The sequence below is a fragment of the Niallia sp. 03133 genome, from assembly GCF_052663225.1.
In genome coordinates this window covers 35252-55493 of record NZ_JBQTCY010000015.1, presented here as the reverse complement: position 1 = coordinate 55493, position 20242 = coordinate 35252, and the positions used below count along the sequence as shown (strand labels likewise).

The window sequence follows — 20242 nt, the reverse complement described above, 5'->3', positions numbered from 1 at the left end:
CAGTTTTACAATAAGATAATAGTGAGGAGTATCATTTGTTAAACAATGAATATAACTTAACGAAAATATTGGAGGTAATTACACTCATGGCAAAATATACGATCGTAGATAAAGACACATGTATTGCTTGTGGAGCTTGCGGAGCTGCTGCACCAGATATTTATGATTATGATGATGAAGGTCTAGCATTTGTAACTTTAGACGATAACCAAGGGAACGTAGAAGTTCCAGAAGTTTTATTGGATGATATGCTAGATGCGTTCGAAGGCTGTCCAACAGATTCCATTAAAGTAGCAGACGAACCGTTTGAGGGAGACGCTCTTAAATTTGAATAGTCTTATTTAAGAAAAGCGCATGCGCCATTGCTCATCGACAGAATAAGCTGGACTGAATCGAGTTAGATAAAAGAAACACGAAGAACGTAGTGATTCGATGTTGACTACGCAAGCGAGGTGAGGGAAGCGTTGAAGTCGATAGGGCGCTTGCGCTAGACACTTCTCTGACTTCAGAAAACTTATACTTTCTTATCTTTTTAGAAAAAAAGCCTGGAAAAATTCCAGGCTTTTTTCACAACATTTGATTAGCTATCTCTATTATTTCTTTCTCCAATTGGTCTTTTGGAATGCTTTCATTTTTATATAGCACTTCATAAGAAACATGATCACGGTTAAATACAAGAGAATTGCCAAAATATTGACCTATTGTTCCATCCTTTAATTTTATTTCTTTAAAATTAGTGTTATTATTCTCCCCTATAGGAGAATGCGCCGTTATCATAAGGTGAATGGGTTCGATTTTGTCTTTTGGCAAGGATTTAAAGGTCACCATTAATGTCTTGTCATCATGTTTAAAATCTTCTAATACTGCAGGCTGAAATTTTTTATATTTGTGTTGCTCTTATCTTTTTATCCAGCATTTCGATATTGAATTTGTTTATGGAGCCATGAGCTCATTTTTGTATAAATCAGCATAAAAACCACCGAAATTAAAACTCCTTTTAGGATGTTAAAAGGCAGTATAAATTGTACTACATTTTCTTTTATATCCATCGGAAATTTCGTTAATTTTATAAATACAGGCAAAAGAATATAATAATTAAAAATACTTAAGGCAATGCTCATTATCACTGTACTGATAATCAGTCCAACTATCATTCCTTTTTTTGACTTCAATTTATTATATATATAATAGGTTGGCAAAATAAAAGTTATGCCTGCAAGCAGGTTTGCCATATGCCCAACTGGAATCCCTGTTTCACTTCCAGTAATAAAATAATCAATGATATTTTTTATTACTTCCACTAATATTCCTGCTGCTGGCCCCAGAATTAAAGCAGCTACCAATGCAGGTACATCACTAAAATCAATTTGCAGCCATGTTGGGAATGGCGGAATCGGAAAATTAAGCATCATTAATACATATGCCAATGCACTTAACATGCCCACTGCGACATACGTTCTTACATTCATCTTTTTTCTCATTTTTTCTCTTCTCCTTTTTTAGGATCCATCTCACCTAAAGAAGGAAGATTCCAGCATTGTTTTACATTCCAAATAAAAACCCTCAAGTAATAACACACTTGAGGGAGTAGTTTTAAAGGTATGCTTAAACAAACGTTCATAATTTTATTTTTGAACGTGCTGAACCTCCATCTTCTCCCATCCAGACTGTACTGTCGGTTTTGGATTTTCACCAAATCAACCTAACGCATAGGTTCGCGGACTTATAGAGTTCGAACTCTCATCACCGCCGGTCGGGAATTTCACCCTGCCCCGAAGATAGATCAATATTAAATTAATTTGTTTACATTGTTATTATACAAAAGAATGGTCATTCTGTGAAGAAGTTAGCATTTTTATTAAAATTTTTATCTTATTTTGATAAACATATTTAATTACTTTTATAGACGCAATGGACAAGTTTCATTTATTTTCTGTTTTTTTGTATTATTTCGATTAAACTTTTCTAATTAGTCTTGAGTATTTATAGGAAATAAACAATAATAAAATGTACAACTGTTTTACTCGAAAAGACAGAATTCAAATAAATGGTAGGTGGAGAGAAAACATGTATCAAATATTAGTAGCAGATGCCATTAGTGAAATCGGATTACAGCCATTATTAGAAATGCAATCGGTAAATATTATTCAGAAAAAAACGGATGATCCGGATGTAGATTTGAGTTCCATAGATGCCTTGCTCATTAGAAGTGCAACTACTGTTACTGATGAACTTCTTCAACAAATGCCTAATTTAAAAATTGTCGCCCGCGCTGGTGTTGGCGTGGATAATGTGGATATAAATGCTGCAACAAAACGAGGAGTAATTGTGGTAAATGCTCCGGATGGAAATACAATTTCTACTGCTGAGCATACTTTTGCCATGATGGCTTCCTTGATGAGAAAAATACCGCAAGCACATCAATCGGTGAAAAATTTAGAATGGAAAAGAAATGCTTTTGTCGGAACTGAATTAAATGGAAAAACACTTGGTATTATCGGTTTTGGCCGAATCGGCTCCGAATTATCAAAACGTGCAAAAGTTTTTGGAATGAGTGTATATGTCTATGATCCATTTTTAACGAAAGAGCGAGCAGAACAACAAGGTGTAAAAGCGGGTTCTTTAGATGAACTGCTGGAGAATGCAGATATCATTACAGTTCATACCCCATTAACACAAGAAACAAAGGGATTAATTAACGCTGAAGCACTTCGTAAAACAAAAAAAGGCATTTATTTTTTAAACTGTGCCCGCGGAGGAATTATTGATGAGCTGGCACTTGCCCAAGCAATAGAAAATGGACATGTTGCTGGAGCTGCCATCGATGTATTTGAAGTAGAGCCACCAGTTGGTAATCCTTTAGTGAAACTGGATAATGTCATTGTTACACCACATTTAGGGGCATCTACAAAAGAAGCACAGCTGAATGTGGCAACACAAGTAGCACAAGAAGTAAGGCTTTATTTAGAAGGTAAGCTGCCTGCAAATTCAATCAACCTGCCTGCATTGTCAAAAGATATTTTTGAACAAATTAAACCGTTCCATCAATTATCCAAACAAATGGGAGCCATCCTCTCCCAATGCATGCAGCAGGGTATTCAGGAAATTACCATTACGTACTCTGGCTCTGTAACAGACTTAGAAACAACTTATCTTACAAAAGCATTGATCTCAGGTTTCTTTAGAAATCGTGTAGATGTATTTGTTAATGAAGTAAACGCTCTTTTAACAGCAAAGGATCGAGGAATTACAATTGGAGAAAAAATAGCCAATAACTCACATGGCTACTCTAATTTAATCACGATAACAGCAAAAGGGGAACAAACCAGCTTTACAGTGAAAGGAACGTATATTGAAAACTATGGTCCTCGGATTGTTTACTTAAACGGATTTCATATAGACTTCCATCCAGAAGGAAACTTATTATATGTGCAACATATGGACAGACCTGGTGTTATCGGAAGAGTTGGTAAAATTCTAGGAGACTGCTCTGTTAATATCGCAACCATGCAGGTTGGAAGAAAAGAAGCAGGCGGAGAAGCAATTATGATTCTTTCATTTGATAAAACACTGGAAGACAGCTCACTTGCTGCTATTAAACAATTAGATGATATTACATCCTTAAATCGAATTACGTTAAGCTGATCCCTGATTTAGAAAATGCGAGAACTTGGCTTTGGCTGGCATATATGCCAGATATAAACACTGATCTAAGTTTAAAAAATTCTTCTTCTTACTCAAATGCTTAATAGCCGGCTCTAATAGAAGAGCCGGCTTCAATATATATAAGTAGCGCGCATCGCCTAAGATTTAACAATTGACAAATACCCCATTAAAAAACTTTTATTTCTTTTGGCCGAATATAGACCAAGTCACCTTTACCCACATTTAACGCATGAAACTGGTCTGTCGTTAACTCTATTTCTATACTTTCTTTAATATCTGTTCTTACTGCTTCTAACCGGACAATACTCCCAACTTTCTGTATATGATGAATAGTGCATTCAATCGAGCTATTGTCTGAGTTTTTATGTTCGATAATAAAATGATGCGGTCTAACATACCCTATCCCATCTTCCCCTGTTACGTGATCTGGTATTTCAAACTTGGCATTCCCTGAGGATAACTTTCCTTTTTCAATTCGTCCTTTAAATATGTTTACACTTCCTAAAAAGTCATATACAAAAGGATTAGCTGGAGATTCATATACTTCCTCAGGTGTTCCAACTTGTTCAATTTTCCCCTCATTCATAATTACTACTCTATCTGCCACATCCAGCGCTTCTTCTTGATCATGTGTGACAAAGATGCTTGTAATTTTATATTCATTATGCAATTTCCGAAGCCATCGTCTTAATTCTTTTCGCACCTTCGCATCTAATGCTCCAAATGGTTCGTCCAGCAATAAAACATTCGGTTCCACCGCAAGAGCTCTTGCTAATGCTACACGCTGCCTTTGTCCACCAGACAGCTGCGAAGGATACCTGTCCGCATAGTTGCTTAATTTAACGAGCTCCAATAATTCATTTACTTTAGTTTTTATTTCTTTTTTGGATTTTCTTAATCTTCTGGGTTTTACTTTTAATCCGTATGCAACATTTTCAAAAATGGTCATATGTCTAAATAAGGCATAATGCTGGAATACAAACCCTACATTCCGGTCTTTCACATCTGTTTCAGAAAAATTTTGATCATCAACGATTATGCTGCCATTGTCTTGCAATTCCAACCCTGCAATGATTCGCAGCAAAGATGTTTTCCCAGAACCTGATGGACCTAATAAGGCGATAAGCTCCCCTGTATTTACTTCCAAATTAATACTTTGCAATGCTTCATAACTCCCATAATTTTTTGAGATGTTTTCAATAATAATACTCATAGGATGTCCCCCTAGTACTTGGATGGAAGATGATCTCTTTTTGAATCAATAATGCTTTTAATAATCAACGTGATAATGGCAAAAATAGACATAAGCGATGCAACGGCAAATGATGCAGAGAATTGGTATTCATTGTATAAAATTTCAATATGAAGCGGCATCGTATTTGTCATGCCCCTAATATGGCCAGATACAACGGAAACAGCTCCAAACTCCCCTATTGTTCTGGCATTCGCCAAAATAATGCCATAAAGAAGCGCCCATTTAATATTGGGAAGGGTAACATATATAAACGTTTTGATGCCGCTTGCACCTAAAATAATGGATGCCTCTTCTTCTGAGCTTCCTTGATTTTGCATAAACGGAATAAGTTCCCTTGCGATAAATGGGAAAGTAACAAATAGTGTAGCTAATATAATGCCAGGAACAGCAAAAATAATTTTTATATTATGTTCCAATAAAAATGGACCGAATAGCCCATGAAGACCGAATAATAAAACAAAGATTAAGCCAGCAATGACTGGTGATATGGCAAATGGCAAATCTATTAGCGTTAAAAGAAGATTTTTTCCTTTAAACTGATATTTTGTCAACGCCCATGCTGCAATTACGCCAAAAATAGTATTAATTGGAACAGTAATTGCAACGACTAATAGAGTCAGCTTGATAGCTGCAAATGAATCCGGATCAGAAATCGCCGCTAAATATACTGCTATGCCCTTATCAAACGCTTTTACAAAAATAGCTGCTAAAGGAACGACCAAAAATAGACTCAAAAATAAGAGAACGATTGAAATTAACAGCCATTGAATAAGTACAGATTCTTTTTTTTCAGCATTTTTATTCTTAATCGATTTTGTGGATATTTGTATTTTTGCATCCATTTACTTTCTCCTCTACCTGCTTAAATACTTGCGATTGCTCCACCATTGTATGAAATTGATAAAAAACATGATGATAAAGGTAATAATCAGCATTCCTGCTGCAACTGCAGTAGCTCCTTTATAATCATATTGTTCCAGTTTCGTCATTATTATTAATGGCGATATTTCTGTTTTAAATGGCATATTGCCAGCTATAAAAACAACAGAACCATATTCTCCTAAAGCTCGAGCAAAAGAAAGAGCAAATCCAGTGACAATTGCCGGAATTAACTCCGGCAAAATCACTCGAAAAAAGGTTTGGAATTTGTCAGCACCTAAAGCAGCAGATGCTTCTTCCACTTCAGCATCCATATTCTCTAATACCGGCTGCACCATTCTGACAACAAACGGCAATCCGATAAATACTAACGCAATAATAATTCCAACAGGAGTAAAAGCAATTTTAAAGTTAAAAAATTGACCAATCCACCCATTCGTGCTGTAAAGAGTTGTTAATGTAATCCCAGCTACAGCTGTTGGCAATGCAAAAGGCAAATCAACTAAGCCATCTATTATTTTTTTTCCTGGAAATTGGTATCTTGTTAACACCCAAGCTATTAACAACCCAAAACACGCATTAATAAATGCTGCTGTAAAGGCAGTCGTAAAACTCAGTTTATAAGAGGCTAGTACTCTTCTTTCGGTAACCACCTTCCAAAATCCATCTAGTCCATTTGAAAAAGAATTTAAAAAGATCATAGAAAGTGGGATAAGAACGATCAACGATAAATAAATAAGTGTAAATCCTAATGTTAATCGAAAACCTGGTATTGGGTATTTTCTTTTTCGTTTGTTATTTATAAGTAAATTTGCCATCACACACCAACTTTTTCATCGAAACTTCCAGCCTTTCTTGTTGTATTATGGCTGATAGATTTCGTCGAATGTTCCGCCATCATTAAAATGCGTTTCTTGCGCATTTTTCCAGCCGCCAAACTCTTCATCTACAGTCACTAATTGAATATCTGCAAATTGATCTTTATATTTTTTTAATACTTCTTCATTGCGAGGACGATAGAAATTTTTCGCTGCTATTTCCTGTCCTTCTTTTGTATACAAGTATTTCAAATAAGCTTCTGCCACTTTTTTTGTCCCTTTTTTATCAACTACTTTATCCACGACTGATACTGGCGGCTCGGCTAAAATACTAAGTGAAGGATTAACAATTTCAAATTTATCTGCACCAAATTCCTTTAATGTTAAGTATGCTTCATTTTCCCAAGCGATGAGCACGTCTCCTATTCCACGTTCAACAAAAGTTGTCGTAGCACCACGTGCACCTGAATCTAGCACCTCTACATTTTGATACAATTTTTTTATAAATTCTTTTATTTTCCCTTCGTCTCCACCATATAACTTGCTTGCATAAGCCCATGCCGCTAAATAGTTCCATCTTGCTCCACCAGATGTTTTCGGATTTGGTGTGATAACAGAAACATCTTTTTTAATTAAATCATCCCAGTCTTTAATCCCTTTAGGATTTCCTTTTTTAACTAAAAAAACGATGGTAGAAGTATACGGCGTTGAATTATCTGGCAGTCGCTTTTGCCAGTCTTTATCTACTAAAGCAGCAGTCTTCGAAATTTCGTCAATATCATATGCTAGGGCTAAGGTTACTACATCAGCTTCTAAACCATCAATTACTGCTCTCCCTTGTTTTCCAGATCCACCATGTGATTGCTTAATCGTCACATTCTGGCCAGTTTTTTCTTTCCAATTCTTTGCAAATGATTTATTAAATTCTTGATAAAGCTCTCTTGTTGGATCATAGGATACATTTAATAATTCAACATCCTTTTTATCATTCTTGGTTTTCCCTGCTGATTCTTTCGTTTGTCCGCAAGCAGATAAAATTCCTGTTAATAAAAAAATCGATAGAAATAATAGAATGCTTTTTTTCATTTTCTCTTTCCCCCTGTTTAATAGTTCAGTATATGCCATAAAAAAAAGACATATTACCCCGTGTAACTTGGTAATATGCCTTTAGTTTGTCTAATGAGCATTTACTTTTATTTTCTTTAATACAGATTAATCCAAAGTAATCATACTTGTCAACTAGGTTTTTAATTTAATTTATGATTACTTTCATTTTTACTGTAAAACGAAGAATCATTAACATTTCTGTAGCTATTTATCTGTCTGAATCAACTTTTCCTTGTTTTCCATTCGTAGCAATGGTTGTCTTTTTCCTTTGAGCAGCATGCACGCTTTGGCCCACTTCCACTTTTCCTAATGCTAATATAGGGTTGACTGCATTTTTTTTCGTCGCTGTCCACTTGTTCTTATGTACTTCAAAATGCAAATGAACGCCTGAGGAATTACCTGTACTTCCCATCTCACCAATTATCTTTCCCTTATTTACCTTTTCTTTTTCCTTTACAAAGCGTGTATGTAAATGAGCATAAACCGTTTCCATTCCGTTAGTATGTTTTATGAAAATAACATTTCCATAAGACGAAGATAGGTAGGATTTCGTTACCTTTCCATTGTCTACAGCATAAATGGGATATCCCATTTCACCTGCTATATCAATTCCTTTATGATTGCCGTTTCTTGAGTAAAATAGATCGGAGATAATACCATCACTTGGCCATATCCATCCTTTCGTACGTTCAGAAATTGACAAAGATTTGGCTTCAGATTGTTTGCCTCCTAAAAACAATAAACAGACAAAAAGAAGCATGATGGCCGCTATCAACAGCCTTCTTATATAGTCCCCCATTTTTTCCTCCTTCATTATCCGAACCATTCAGTAATTTATCCTCTATACAGTATGAATCCTTCTATATAGTTAGAACAAAACAAATAATTGCAGTTGTAAATACAACCAGCATAAAAAGGAACAATGTTTATTATTTTCCATTATCCGATATCTATACTTATAAGCTTTCCATTTGTTCAACAGCATTAATTTCCGCAAAAAAAAGTGGAGAAATCTCCACTATCCAGTCATAATAATAAACGAGCAATATTTTCACATGTTCTTTCCACATTATTAGGACCCTCTTTAAGCAATGTCTCTAATGAATCTGCTTTCGGGGTTATTCCAAAAATCGCATCTATTCCTTTATCATAAAGAACACTAATTCCTTCTCCAATGAAGCCTGCAACTGCTATTACTTTTATGTTTTGTTCTTTCGCAACTTTTGCTACTCCATATGGTGTTTTTCCAAACTGTGTCTGAAAATCGATTCCGCCTTCTCCAGTAATAACATAATCAGCATGCTTCATTTTTTGTCTTAAATGAGAAAACTCTACTACCAGATCAATTCCCTTTTTTAAAGTAGCCTGTGTGAAAATTAATAAACCTGCACCGAGTCCGCCAGCAGCACCTGCACCTGGAAGATCTTTAACATCCATTCCCAACTGTTCTTTTACTTTATTAGCATAATGTTCTAAATTAGCGTCCAATGTCGGAATCATTTCAAATGTTGCCCCTTTTTGTGGACCAAAAACTCGAGTTGCCCCTGTTTCTCCACATAATGGATTCGTTACATCGCATGCCACTAATATTTTCATATTCTTTAATCGTGGATCAATATTTGATACATCAATTGTTTTCAACTGACCTAAAGATCCACCCCCTCTTTTCAGCAGTTCCCCTTTTTCATCCAAAAAGCGCACTCCTAGCGCCTCAGCCATTCCTGTTCCTCCATCATTTGTCGCACTCCCGCCAATTCCTATAATCAATTTTTTTATGCCTTTATCTAAGCATTCTATTATTAATTCGCCAGTGCCATATGTGGTAGTGACCATTGGATTTTTATTCGCTTTATTCACATATTGAATTCCACTTGCCTCAGCCATTTCAATGACAGCTGTTTTTTTATCTCCCATTATTCCGTATTTTGCTCTCACTTTATTTCCTAATGGACCTGTTACTTCAAGAGCATAAATGATTCCTCCCGTTGCATCCACTAAAGATTGTACGGTCCCTTCTCCCCCATCGGCCATTGGCACATGAATACAGTTTGCATGAGGATTTGCTTTTTTTATGCCTGCTTCCATCGCTATGCAAACCTCTTTTGCAGTCATGCTACCTTTAAAAGAATCTGGCGCCAGCAAAAAAGTTTTAGTCATCGAAAATCCCTCCCAAAAATGTAATGTTTTGTTCCTCATGGTTCTGTGCTCGAAAAAACGATAAAGATACTTTTTTTATATCATGCACATTTAAAACCAGCAAACATAAACTTCATTATGTATATTTTATGAACAAAAAAACTGTTTTCCTATAGATCACTTCTCCTACCTGCTCACATTAAAAAGTACTAGATACTATTTGCATGCGATCAGGCAGTAAGTTTTCTATAGTAAACAGTCCAAATTAACATTAATGAATTTCCTTTTTATTGGCAGCTATTGGCACTCTTACTTCTTTTGTTAATGTAAACCTTCCTAATTGAGTTAATTTAGTATTTTCAAATTTTACAGACGAGTAATGAAAATCCTTTGCTGTTAATAAAATGGATTCAATCGCCCGTATAGTTCGATGATTTTCTTCTAACTTGCTATCTTTTGTTAAAGATATTACTAATTGTTTGTTTGATTGATTCGAAGAGATTTTTTCAAAATGGATTGTACTAGGCAGAGATGCAGAAAGCCCTAACGTTTTATTATCTTTATGCATGTCATTAAATGCCTTTTCAATGGAATTGTAGGAATCTAATGATGGTACATAATAGGGTCTGTTCGTTTCTTTTCCAGCATTCAATAGAAAATATCCTCTTTTTTCTAACCTTTTATACTTTTCCGACCTTATTTCTCCATAATCACCAAAAACAATCCCTTGTTTATTGTTTGTATAAAAGTTAATTTTTTTTGCACCGACCTCATGAAGCTGTTCATTTAGAATAGCAGAATATAAATTATCTCCATTAGCTTTAAAGACTACAGGTGTCTTTGTTACATTTACAGCAACCTCTTTTTTAATTGCATCGAAGGATAAATCAGCTTTTATAGGATAATAGTCCTTCAATCCCCAGCTTTCTTCTGTCAACTTCTTCATATATTCCTTATATAAATCAAATTTGCTTGCTGCCTGATTTTTATCTACGAGTATACTTACGGGTACAACCACTTGCAAATTTTTATCAGGAATTGGATATGTTAATACTTCATTTCCATTAACATCTTCTGGATAAATTGAGATTGCTTCCAAATTACCAACTACACTATCCAAGGTTCGTTTTTCTTCTTTTAGAACGTTTGCTTTATCCATCTTTTTATCTGTCTGTAATGCCACCATACTATTGTTTTCTTTTAAAGTAGACTTTTTGTCGCTTGAGCTTATACCAGAGTCTAGAAAGCTAGTCGCTATTATCCAAAAAAGAAATAGTGAACATACCGTTGCAATAGATGGAAAAAGCCAATGTTTCTTCCGTCTCACATTTTGTTTTGCTCTTATTTGCTGGTATATAAACGAAGGATTTCGTTTATCTTTTACTGCTGGCAACTGTTTTAAAATGCATTCTAGACGTTCATCGGTCCAATTTGATTGTTTCATCCTTGTTGTCCTCCTCTCTGCTGATTTTCTCCATTTGTTTTCTTAAAACTTTTAATGCTCGGTGCTGAGTTGTTTTCACTTTGCTTTCCGTCCATCCCAATGCTTCCGCGGCTTCAGAAATCGAATATTCCTGTAAATAACGCATAATAATAACTAAACGCTGATCAAAGGTACAATAATTTAATGCTTTATAGATAGTACGAATTTCTTCCGACTGCAGCATAAGTTCCTCAGGCAATATATCTTCTGCTATAATTTGATGCTTGGACCAATCGAACTTCTCCATTATTCTGCTTTTTAAATTTTTATTCTTGCGAAAATGGTCAATAGCAACATTTCGTGCAATACTAAATAACCATGTCTTCTCAGTGCTTTTTCCTTCAAATCGATGATACGATTTCAAAACACGAATATAAACTTCTTGCATTAAATCTTCTGCTGTTTCTTTATGGCTAACCATATAAAATAAAAATTGAAAAACGTCATGATGATACTTATTATATATTTCATCAAAAACGGAGTTCATCTCTTTCGCCTCCCCGTTCATAAAATTAGTCGTAGGAAAAATGAAAATAGTTTCGTATTTTAAAAAATTATTTCAAAACACTTTCTTCTAATTTATCGACCTATCGGCTCTATGTATAAAAGGATTATCTTATTTCCCTATAAGAAACCTTATTTCGGCCCTTTTTCTTCTAAAGTTGATGGCTTATCCTCCAACTAATCAAAGACTGCCAGCCTATCAGTCCATAATATATACGAAGCAGCTCCATAAAAATAGCGGAGTTCCTACCTTTTCAATAAAAAAAGAAAGGAAATAATGAAATCTCCTTCCTGTACTTCTATTATGTTAAATTGTTTCTCGTGAATCAAGAACAATCGGCACTTTCTCTAATTATATTCACCATTTCGAGGCAAATAGATAAAAAATGTCGTACCTTGACCATATTTACTATGGACCGAAATTTGTCCTTTGTGTGCCTCTACTATGTTTTTGGCAATGGCTAGTCCTAGCCCTGTACCGGAATTCCCTCTTGTTCTCGCTTTATCCGCTTTATAAAATCGTTCAAAGATAAACGGCAAGTCTTCTTCTGAAATACCGACGCCTGTATCTTTTATCTGCCAATATACTCCATTCTCATCTGTTTTGCATGTAATATGAACATCACCTTTTGCTGGTGTATGTCTAATGCAATTATCAATAATGTTTGTCAGCACTTGTTCCATTCGGTCAGGATCCATCTGATAATATTGATCCGATTCAATAGAATGCACATCAAGATTAACTTCTTTTTCTCGAGCAAGCGCATAGAATTTGCGGGCAACCTTTTGCAAAAAGGAACGAAGCTCAACTTCTTCTGTCAATAGTTCTAGATGTCCAGCTTCCATCCGGGCTAAATCTAATAATTCATTAACAAGTCTTCCCATTCTTAAAGACTCATCATAAATTATTTGTGCCATCTCTTTTTTTTCTTCTTCCGATTCTGCAATATCATCGACAATTGCTTCGCTGTACCCTTGCAGCATGCTGATTGGCGTACGCAATTCATGGGAAACATTGGCTATAAAATCAATGCGAAGTTTATCAAGCTGCCGCTCTTCTGTCATATCCCTTATAACCGCAATTGCACCTCTAATACGTTCTTTATTATACAAGGGACTTACAATAATGACCCAATAACGGCCCTCCATTTTTATTTCATCCAATTGTTCTTCACCAGTCGTAACAGCTAAATGAAATAAATCTTTTACTTGGCGAGGCACTTGCTCATCCATCTGAATCCGGGCTTGTTCATAATGCCAATGCTGCAAAAATTTTTCTGCCGGTGGATTGGTAATTATTAGACTGCCGTTTTTATTAAATGTAATTACTCCGTCTGCCATTCCGCTCAGTATATTGCCAAGCTGTTCTTTTTCTTCACTTAATGCATTTATATTAAAATTTAATCTTTTGGCCATCTCATTAAAGGCAATCGATAATTCCCCAATCTCGTCCTGCGTCATGATAGGTACTTTTGTATCAAAATTGCCCCTTGCCAACTCAAAAGCAGCTTCTCTCATTTTTCGCAGAGGTGCTGTAATTCTTGTCAATAGGAAAAAAGCAAAAATAGTTGTTAAAATAACAGCTACAACAGCTGCCAGTACTATAAATTTTGTTGTTGATTTTTTCGTCTCGTTTAAAACCTCAATTGACTGATAAATAAATACTGCTCCAGCTGCCTTTCCATTTTTCAAAATAGGAACCCCAACGATGACTAATTGATCTTTATTATGGTTCGGTGTATCTGTGGTTACTATTTTTGGTTTACTTTCTGTTAATACTTCAGAAAGCTTTTTATTCTTCAATAAATAATCAGTCGAGATCATTTTCGAACTACTATTTGGTGAAACAACCATTTCTTTAGATGTTTTCAAAATGGCTGCACCTGTAGATTGATCCAGGAGATTCCATGCAATTTCTACACCCACCTCTGAATCATACTGCTCCATTATTTTCGCAATTTTCCCAGCAGTATTTGACAAACCCTTTTTGGTCTGATCTGAATGATATTGTTGAAAGTACTCCAGCAGCATCACAGTTAAGATAAATAAGACGATAGAAATTAGCAGTAAAAAAGTAAACCACAGTTTAAATACTACACTTCTCCAAAACATCATCCATTGTTAACCTCAAACTTGTATCCTACTCCCCAAACTGTTACAATCATGGCTGCCGCATCTTCTGACACTTTATTTAATTTTTCTCTTAGACGCTTTACATGTGTGTCAACTGTACGCAAATCCCCAAAAAACTCATAGTGCCATACTTCTTTTAATAAAAGTTCTCTGTCGAAAACTTTATCAGGAGATCGGGCTAAGAAATGTAAAAGTTCATATTCTTTCGGAGTTAAGCTTACTTCTTTTCCTTCTGCAAGTACTCGATGTGCATCATGATCAATTGTTAAAGCTGGAAATACTATAACATCTTTAGAACCATTATCGCTTTGTACAAAAGAAGCAGCTGCTGATCTTCTAAGCAATGCTTTTACTCTTAAAACAACTTCTCTTGGACTAAACGGCTTTACAATATAATCATCTGTCCCTACCTCAAAACCTTGTACACGATTTATTTCTTCCCCTTTAGCCGTTAACATGATAACTGGAGTTGCTTTTTTTTCTCTTAATTCTTTGCAAACTTCCATGCCATCTTTCTCAGGCATCATAAGATCCAAGAGTATAACATCATAATCTGTTTCGAGTGCTTTTGTTAAAGCAATGTTACCATCTTCTGCTTCTTCTACTATAAAGTCTTCTCTTTCTAAGTACATTTTCAACAAACGTCTAATTCTTTCTTCATCATCCACTACTAATATTTTCATTTCCTTTTCCATCATAATATCCTCCTATACAAAATACCTATCACTATTTCGATAGACACATGTCTTATGATTCAAATACGCTGCTACCAAGAGGTTGCAAAAAGGTCCTTCCATTTAAGCTTATCCTTATTTACTAAGCATAAGCATGGAGACCAACCATTATTAAATTTACTGCAATTAAATTAAACATAATTATAATAAAACCAATAACAACAAGCCATGCGGACTTTTCTCCTTGCCAGTCTTTTGTTAATCGCAAATGAAGAAAAGCCGCATAAAACAACCAAGTAATAAGCGCCCAAACTTCCTTTGGATCCCAATTCCAAAATCTCGACCAGGCAATTTGCGCCCAAATCATAGCGAAGATTAATGCACCTAATGTAAAAACAGGAAAACCAATTAAAACAGACCGATAACTTATTTCATCCAATAATTCCAGAGATATATTTTTTACAACAGGTTTTAAAATGGAGCCAATCCTTTTTTTACAGATTAATCGCAATGTAAAGTAAATAAAACATCCTGCAATCAAGGATAATAGCATACTATTTAATTTACTGCTGTTTAATGGTTCAGTAACGGTTAAAATGGAATGTATTCCATCATTTCCTGTTATTTGATCAGCAGGACCAATTACAGCTGGCAAATGATAATTCATTTCGTTTTTTTGACCGTCTTTTCCTATCCACTGCAACGTTTCTTTATAGTCAGCAGCAGAAAAAAGAATCGATAAAAGAATAAATCCTATCAAGGAGCAGAATAAGAAGATGATCCACTCAATTCCTTTTGTGCTTTTTATCGGCTTCTTATCGTCCGTGTTTTTTAACAAATAAATAAATCCTGCAACAAAGCTAATGGATAATATCCCTTCCCCAAGTGCAGCTGTTATAACATGAATTTGCAGCCAAGAGCTCTGCAGTGCAGGTATTAACGGTACAACGTCATTAGGAAACATATTTGCATATGCAATCAGTATGATGACAAGCGGCAATGTAACCAAGCCCAATGCAGGCGTCCGATACATTTTGCTAAGCAATATAAAAGCAGCAGCTACAGCTAATGAAAAAAAACAAATAAACTCGAACAAATTGCTTACGGGCGCATGTCCGGATGCAGCCCACCTCAGCACAAAATAAGCAAAATGACTAAAAAATGCAATTACTGCAACAACCATTCCTATTTTTGCTGATGTATTATAATGCCGTTTTTGCTCCTTTTTTTTCTGTTTTATACCTCCAGCAAATAAAATGGTTGCAATGAAATACAGGAGGAAAGCTGCATATAGAAAATTACTGCTTATGTTTACCATCTGCTCTTTCCTCCTGTCTACTTAATATTTTTTGATCATTGATATTTTTTTCCATAAGTTCATCCGATTTATATGCAAATAAAAACGATAACTCTCGTTTTAACGCAAACCAATTTTTATTCGTATGGGCAGCAACCCGTATTTCATTGCCGTGCTTTTGAAGCCATATTCTTCGATGATTCCAATATGAACCTTGTATGACACCAATCATAAAAATAATTCCGCCTGCAAACAGAATAGGCAGCATTGGATCTTTTCTTACAGTTAATGCCGAAACATTTCTTGTATGCACATCCTCTAATTTAATATTCCACTTATTATTTTTACTTGATGCTATCGTTTGGTTTAAAGTGGCAAAAAAACGCTCTTTATTCTGGTTATTTTTATGGCTGATTTCCAGAATAAAAGCAGGATTATTCGGAATTTTGGATTTGGTTGAAGGTTTGCCATCCTCATTAAGGGAAACGTCGGGATAATATTCCAACAACTTTATCTTTATATCCTTATTTAAAGGAATACTGCTTTCTGGATTGTCTAAATGAATTTGTATATCTCCAAGCTTTCTTTTCGATTCATTGTCGGTTATTGCAAAACGGACATGGGAAAATTCATTTAGTTTATAATCCCCTTGATAGATGGCGTACTCGTTGAATTGGAGTGGTTCATTGACTTTAATATTGGCATCTTTTATTTTTTTTAGTTCTGTTTTCTCTCCAGCAACTGCGTTAGAATCGGATTGAAACAAAGTAACATTAGTTTGAAAGTTTTTAGCCATCACCTTTCTATTTTCCAATGCTTTCTGAAAGACTTTATTTTCTTTTTTTTTGTCGTAGACTTCTATCTTAAATATATTATTTTTCAAATAATATAATCCATCTGTACCGGGGATTTGTTTCGTTTGCCCATCTCTTATCCACATTACTTCATTAACATATAATCCTGGAACAAAACGCAACATCGCACCAAATAAAAAAAGAATCAAACCTGCATGATTTATATAAGGACCCCATCTCGAAAACCGTCCTTTTTCAGCTAAGACATATTGTTTATCTTTTTTTACATGGTACCGCAATTGACGCAGCTTCTCCTCCAATTGATTATCAGCACTTACGGGGATTCGGAAAAAAATCCGCTGATTGTAATAAAAACTGGGGTGTTTTTTCACATGCTGATTTTTTAATGCACGGTATAATGGAAAAAAACGGTCAAAACTTGCTATGATTAAGGAAAAACTCAAACAAAAAATTAGCAGAAGATACCACCAAGATTGATACAAATTAGCAAAACCAATGTAATAGTACGCACTGCCAAACCATCCATATGTATCCTTGTAATAATCATTTGCCGGTATCCCTGGCGGAATATAACTTTCTTGTGGCAATATCGTTCCTACGATGGATGCAAGAAGTAAAATTATTATAAAGCTCACACCAATTTTAACGGAAGAAAAAAAATTCCATACTTTATCGATTAAGTTCTTTTTATACGTTTGAGATCGGCGCGCACTTCCCTCATACCTCATATCTACTTTTTCTGTATCATTTTCTTTTAAAATTCGTCCGCATGCAACACATAATTCCGTCCCATACGGATTGCTGTTTCCACAGCTGCAATTTATTTTTTTCATTTAATAGTCACCTAAAAATCAAGGTTTTATTTTCTCCATCATGAGCTGCATCTTCTTTTCTGTTAATTCCCCTGTATAAATTTCCTTTATTGCTCCTTCTTTATCAATTAAAAATGTAACAGGAAGCGGATTAATGGAAAATGCCTCTTGAACCTCATCTTCTGAATCAATCATGATTGGAAAAGTTAATTGATATGGCTCTATAAATCTATTGACTGCAATTGGAGATTCACCAACATTAATAGATAATACTTGTACGCCTTTATTTTTATAATCAGCGTATAAATTATTTATTGCTGGCATTTCTTTCTCACATGATTTGCACCATGTAGCCCAAAAGTTCAAGAATACTCCTTGCCCTTTATAATTCGACAGCTTTTGCTGCTCACCATTTTGATCAACAAGCACAAAATCTGGAGCTTGTTTTCCTGCTTGAACTTTACCAGTGTGTTGATTGGTGAAACTCATGTATATCGCATAAACAGCTGCAGTTAATAATAAAAGTAAAATAACTGCCCGAAGCAGTATACGTTTCTTTTTCATGCAAGCCTCCCATCAGAAAAGCGCAAGCTTCATGATTATTGCCGGACGGACTGGCCGATTAAGTGTGCAGAAAAAGTAAATCGGCTAATCGCCCAAGGCATTATATCTTCGTCGATTGGCTAGCATCCTTCCAGTCTGTGACAACATCGGCACTCGTATATCCAGTTCTTCAGAGCTAGACAGTTGCCTAATTATATATAAAAACCTTGTAAATTAGGAATCTTAGCCACTATTATACCATTTATATGTTGTAGATATTGTAATCTCATCCATTCATCTGTGAATGTTTTATGAATTTTTTTAAAGAAAATTTGATCTATCTTTAACCAAAGATGGATGTCTAAGCTACTCCATCTAAAACTCGCAAGTCAAGACTTGTCCTTATTTTTTCTTGCTAGCCTCAGTACGAAGTAATTTCACTTCGTGCGCAGTTAACTCTCTCGCATCACCTGGCTGTAATCCATTTAAATTTAAAAAAGCATATCTTTCCCTTTTTAATTTCATAACAGGTGTACCGACTGCCTCAAACATTCTTCTAACTTGGCGATTTCTTCCTTCATGGATTTTCAGTTCAATAATCGACGTCCCTTTTTTCTTATCTAACGATAAAAGCTTTACTTTTGCCGGTGCTGTTTTACCGTCTTCTAAAACAATTCCTCTTTCTAGCTGCTTTAGCTTCTCTCTAGCGGGAATGCCTTTTACTTTTGCAACATACACTTTTTCGATTTCGCCTTTTGGATGCATCATTAAATTAGCAAATTCGCCGTCATTTGTTAATAAAATCAATCCTGATGTATCATAATCTAGACGGCCAATTGGATAAATTCTAGCTTGAATTTCAGAAAAGAAATCTGTTACTACTTTTCTGCCTTTATCATCATTCACGCTGGATATAACGCCTCTTGGCTTATAAAGGATAAAGTAAACAGGTTCTTCTCTTTCCACAGGTATTCCATTCACTTCCACTTTGTCTGAAGGGCTTACTTTTACCCCAAGTTCTTTTACCGTAACACCGTTCACTTTCACTTTTCCTTCTATTATTAACTCTTCTGCTTTTCTTCTCGATGCAAATCCTGCATGCGCTATTACTTTTTGTAATCTTTCCATCTATTGTCACCTCTAAGTTTTTTCCATTGTTTTTGTCTTTTTTATTCTAGAAGAAAGCTGCTCTTGCTTTCTTTTATCTACTTTAATAGAACAATTCAATCTAAAAACAAATTTTTCTTTACCCTTTTGAATTATGACATAAATTAATGAATTTTCAAAGAAAGTCTTTCAATCTCCAGCATAATACATGATATTTTACTAAAAAACTGCCTTAGAAAAATGTAACCCTAAAAAACACTACAAGTTTTGTAGTGTCTAGGGTTTAGACAAAGTATCAATTGCACAAACTGCAAGTTGTTCGAAAACTTTTGTATTTTGAGGCGTGAATACTTGGGAGGAGCGCAGTTGCCATGGTTAAGTAATGAACATCCGAGTAAGACGAGCAACAAAGAATTCGAGCGTTTGTCGACAGCCTGAACACTTTAAGTTTTGTAGTATTCGTATTAGGCTTCCTTTCCTATTTCCCAAAAAACAAGGTAACAACGATAATAGCTGCAATAAAACCGACAAGATCTGCTAATAGTCCAACTTTTAAAGCATCTCCCATTTTTTTAATGCCAATTGCACCAAAATAAACGGTAAGCACATAAAACGTCGTATCTGTGCTGCCTTGAATGGTGGCAGCAAGTCTGCCAATATAGGAATCGGGCCCATAAGTTGCGATTAAATCACTGGTCATGCCAAGAGCAGCATTTCCAGAAATCGGCCGTATAATGGCAAGAGGAGCCACTTCAGAAGGGATACCTAAATAAATTAATACTGGCTTTAAGAATCCCATAAAGTATTCTAATGCTCCTGAAGCTCGAAAAACCGATATAGCGACAAGCATGCCAATTAAAAAAGGAATAATCGAAAAAGCAATGTTTATCCCTTCTTTTCCTCCTTCCACAAAACTCTCATATGTGGGAACCCGCTTATAGGTTCCATACAATAAAATAAATCCAATAAGGGAAGGAATCAGCCATAATGATAGAAGTGAAACAAATTCCATT

General features: G+C 35.2%; 19 protein-coding genes and 1 riboswitch. Of the genes, 2 read left to right on the top strand and 17 right to left on the bottom strand.

Annotation, left to right across the window (positions count from 1 at the left end; all coding sequences use genetic code 11):
* The first annotated feature begins 86 nt into the window (after window positions 1-86).
* Window positions 87-335: a ferredoxin gene (locus tag ACTYBU_RS18990; protein ID WP_445492283.1), complete on the top strand. Its 249-nt coding sequence runs from the start codon at window positions 87-89 to the stop codon at window positions 333-335.
* A gap of 232 nt (window positions 336-567) precedes the next feature.
* On the opposite strand, the gene ACTYBU_RS18985 is transcribed toward ACTYBU_RS18990, so the two are convergent.
* Together ACTYBU_RS18985 and ACTYBU_RS18980 are read right to left on the bottom strand one after the other, a co-directional pair.
* Entirely contained in the window at window positions 568-828 is a 261-nt protein-coding gene (locus tag ACTYBU_RS18985; protein ID WP_445492149.1) for a hypothetical protein, read from the bottom strand.
* Window positions 829-905: 77 nt separating this feature from the next.
* Window positions 906-1481: an ECF transporter S component gene (locus ACTYBU_RS18980; RefSeq protein ID WP_445492148.1), complete on the bottom strand. Its 576-nt coding sequence runs from the start codon at window positions 1479-1481 to the stop codon at window positions 906-908.
* Window positions 1482-1646: 165 nt separating this feature from the next.
* Window positions 1647-1784, bottom strand: a riboswitch (FMN riboswitch).
* A gap of 283 nt (window positions 1785-2067) precedes the next feature.
* Between ACTYBU_RS18980 and serA the strand changes: the two genes are divergently transcribed.
* Window positions 2068-3645, top strand: a complete 1578-nt coding sequence (gene serA / locus ACTYBU_RS18975; RefSeq protein WP_445492146.1) for a phosphoglycerate dehydrogenase — start codon at window positions 2068-2070, stop codon at window positions 3643-3645.
* Between the two features lie 187 nt (window positions 3646-3832).
* Here serA and ACTYBU_RS18970 read toward each other — a convergent pair whose 3' ends face one another.
* The 15 genes from ACTYBU_RS18970 to ACTYBU_RS18900 all read right to left on the bottom strand — a co-directional run bounded on the left by ACTYBU_RS18970 (window position 3833) and on the right by ACTYBU_RS18900 (window position 20241).
* Window positions 3833-4879: a sulfate/molybdate ABC transporter ATP-binding protein gene (locus ACTYBU_RS18970; protein ID WP_445492144.1), complete on the bottom strand. Its 1047-nt coding sequence runs from the start codon at window positions 4877-4879 to the stop codon at window positions 3833-3835.
* An 11-nt stretch (window positions 4880-4890) separates the two neighbouring features.
* On the bottom strand, window positions 4891-5763 hold the full coding sequence (cysW, locus tag ACTYBU_RS18965) for a sulfate ABC transporter permease subunit CysW (protein WP_445492142.1): 873 nt from the start codon (window positions 5761-5763) through the stop codon (window positions 4891-4893).
* 12 nt (window positions 5764-5775) lie between these two features.
* Window positions 5776-6618: a sulfate ABC transporter permease subunit CysT gene (cysT, locus tag ACTYBU_RS18960; protein ID WP_445492141.1), complete on the bottom strand. Its 843-nt coding sequence runs from the start codon at window positions 6616-6618 to the stop codon at window positions 5776-5778.
* Window positions 6619-6663: 45 nt separating this feature from the next.
* A complete protein-coding gene (locus ACTYBU_RS18955) occupies window positions 6664-7704 on the bottom strand; it encodes a sulfate ABC transporter substrate-binding protein (RefSeq protein WP_445492139.1) in 1041 nt (346 codons plus the stop codon).
* A gap of 229 nt (window positions 7705-7933) precedes the next feature.
* Entirely contained in the window at window positions 7934-8524 is a 591-nt protein-coding gene (locus tag ACTYBU_RS18950; RefSeq protein ID WP_445492138.1) for a M23 family metallopeptidase, read from the bottom strand.
* 227 nt (window positions 8525-8751) lie between these two features.
* Window positions 8752-9882 (bottom strand): glycerate kinase family protein, encoded by a 1131-nt coding sequence (locus ACTYBU_RS18945; RefSeq protein WP_445492136.1) that lies wholly within the window; start codon window positions 9880-9882, stop codon window positions 8752-8754.
* Between the two features lie 250 nt (window positions 9883-10132).
* Window positions 10133-11305 (bottom strand): hypothetical protein, encoded by a 1173-nt coding sequence (locus tag ACTYBU_RS18940; RefSeq protein WP_445492135.1) that lies wholly within the window; start codon window positions 11303-11305, stop codon window positions 10133-10135.
* Complete coding sequence (gene sigX, locus ACTYBU_RS18935) at window positions 11280-11831, bottom strand: RNA polymerase sigma factor SigX (RefSeq protein WP_445492134.1); 552 nt, start codon at window positions 11829-11831, stop codon at window positions 11280-11282. Before sigX ends, ACTYBU_RS18940 begins: the two co-directional genes overlap by 26 nt.
* 365 nt (window positions 11832-12196) lie before the next feature.
* Window positions 12197-13963, bottom strand: coding sequence for an ATP-binding protein (locus tag ACTYBU_RS18930; protein WP_445492132.1), 1767 nt, complete (start codon window positions 13961-13963; stop codon window positions 12197-12199).
* Window positions 13960-14676, bottom strand: coding sequence for a response regulator transcription factor (locus ACTYBU_RS18925; protein WP_445492281.1), 717 nt, complete (start codon window positions 14674-14676; stop codon window positions 13960-13962). Before ACTYBU_RS18925 ends, ACTYBU_RS18930 begins: the two co-directional genes overlap by 4 nt.
* Window positions 14677-14797: 121 nt before the next feature.
* Window positions 14798-15973 (bottom strand): c-type cytochrome biogenesis protein CcsB, encoded by a 1176-nt coding sequence (ccsB, locus tag ACTYBU_RS18920; RefSeq protein WP_445492130.1) that lies wholly within the window; start codon window positions 15971-15973, stop codon window positions 14798-14800.
* Window positions 15954-17600, bottom strand: a complete 1647-nt coding sequence (gene resB / locus ACTYBU_RS18915; protein WP_445492128.1) for a cytochrome c biogenesis protein ResB — start codon at window positions 17598-17600, stop codon at window positions 15954-15956. The genes ccsB and resB overlap by 20 nt, the downstream gene beginning before the upstream one ends.
* A gap of 18 nt (window positions 17601-17618) precedes the next feature.
* Window positions 17619-18143, bottom strand: a complete 525-nt coding sequence (gene resA, locus ACTYBU_RS18910) for a thiol-disulfide oxidoreductase ResA (RefSeq protein WP_445492127.1) — start codon at window positions 18141-18143, stop codon at window positions 17619-17621.
* 381 nt (window positions 18144-18524) lie between these two features.
* Complete coding sequence (gene rluB, locus ACTYBU_RS18905) at window positions 18525-19250, bottom strand: 23S rRNA pseudouridine(2605) synthase RluB (RefSeq protein ID WP_445492125.1); 726 nt, start codon at window positions 19248-19250, stop codon at window positions 18525-18527.
* Between the two features lie 457 nt (window positions 19251-19707).
* Window positions 19708-20241, bottom strand: a complete 534-nt coding sequence (locus tag ACTYBU_RS18900) for a spore maturation protein (RefSeq protein ID WP_445492124.1) — start codon at window positions 20239-20241, stop codon at window positions 19708-19710.
* Window position 20242: the final 1 nt, after the last annotated feature.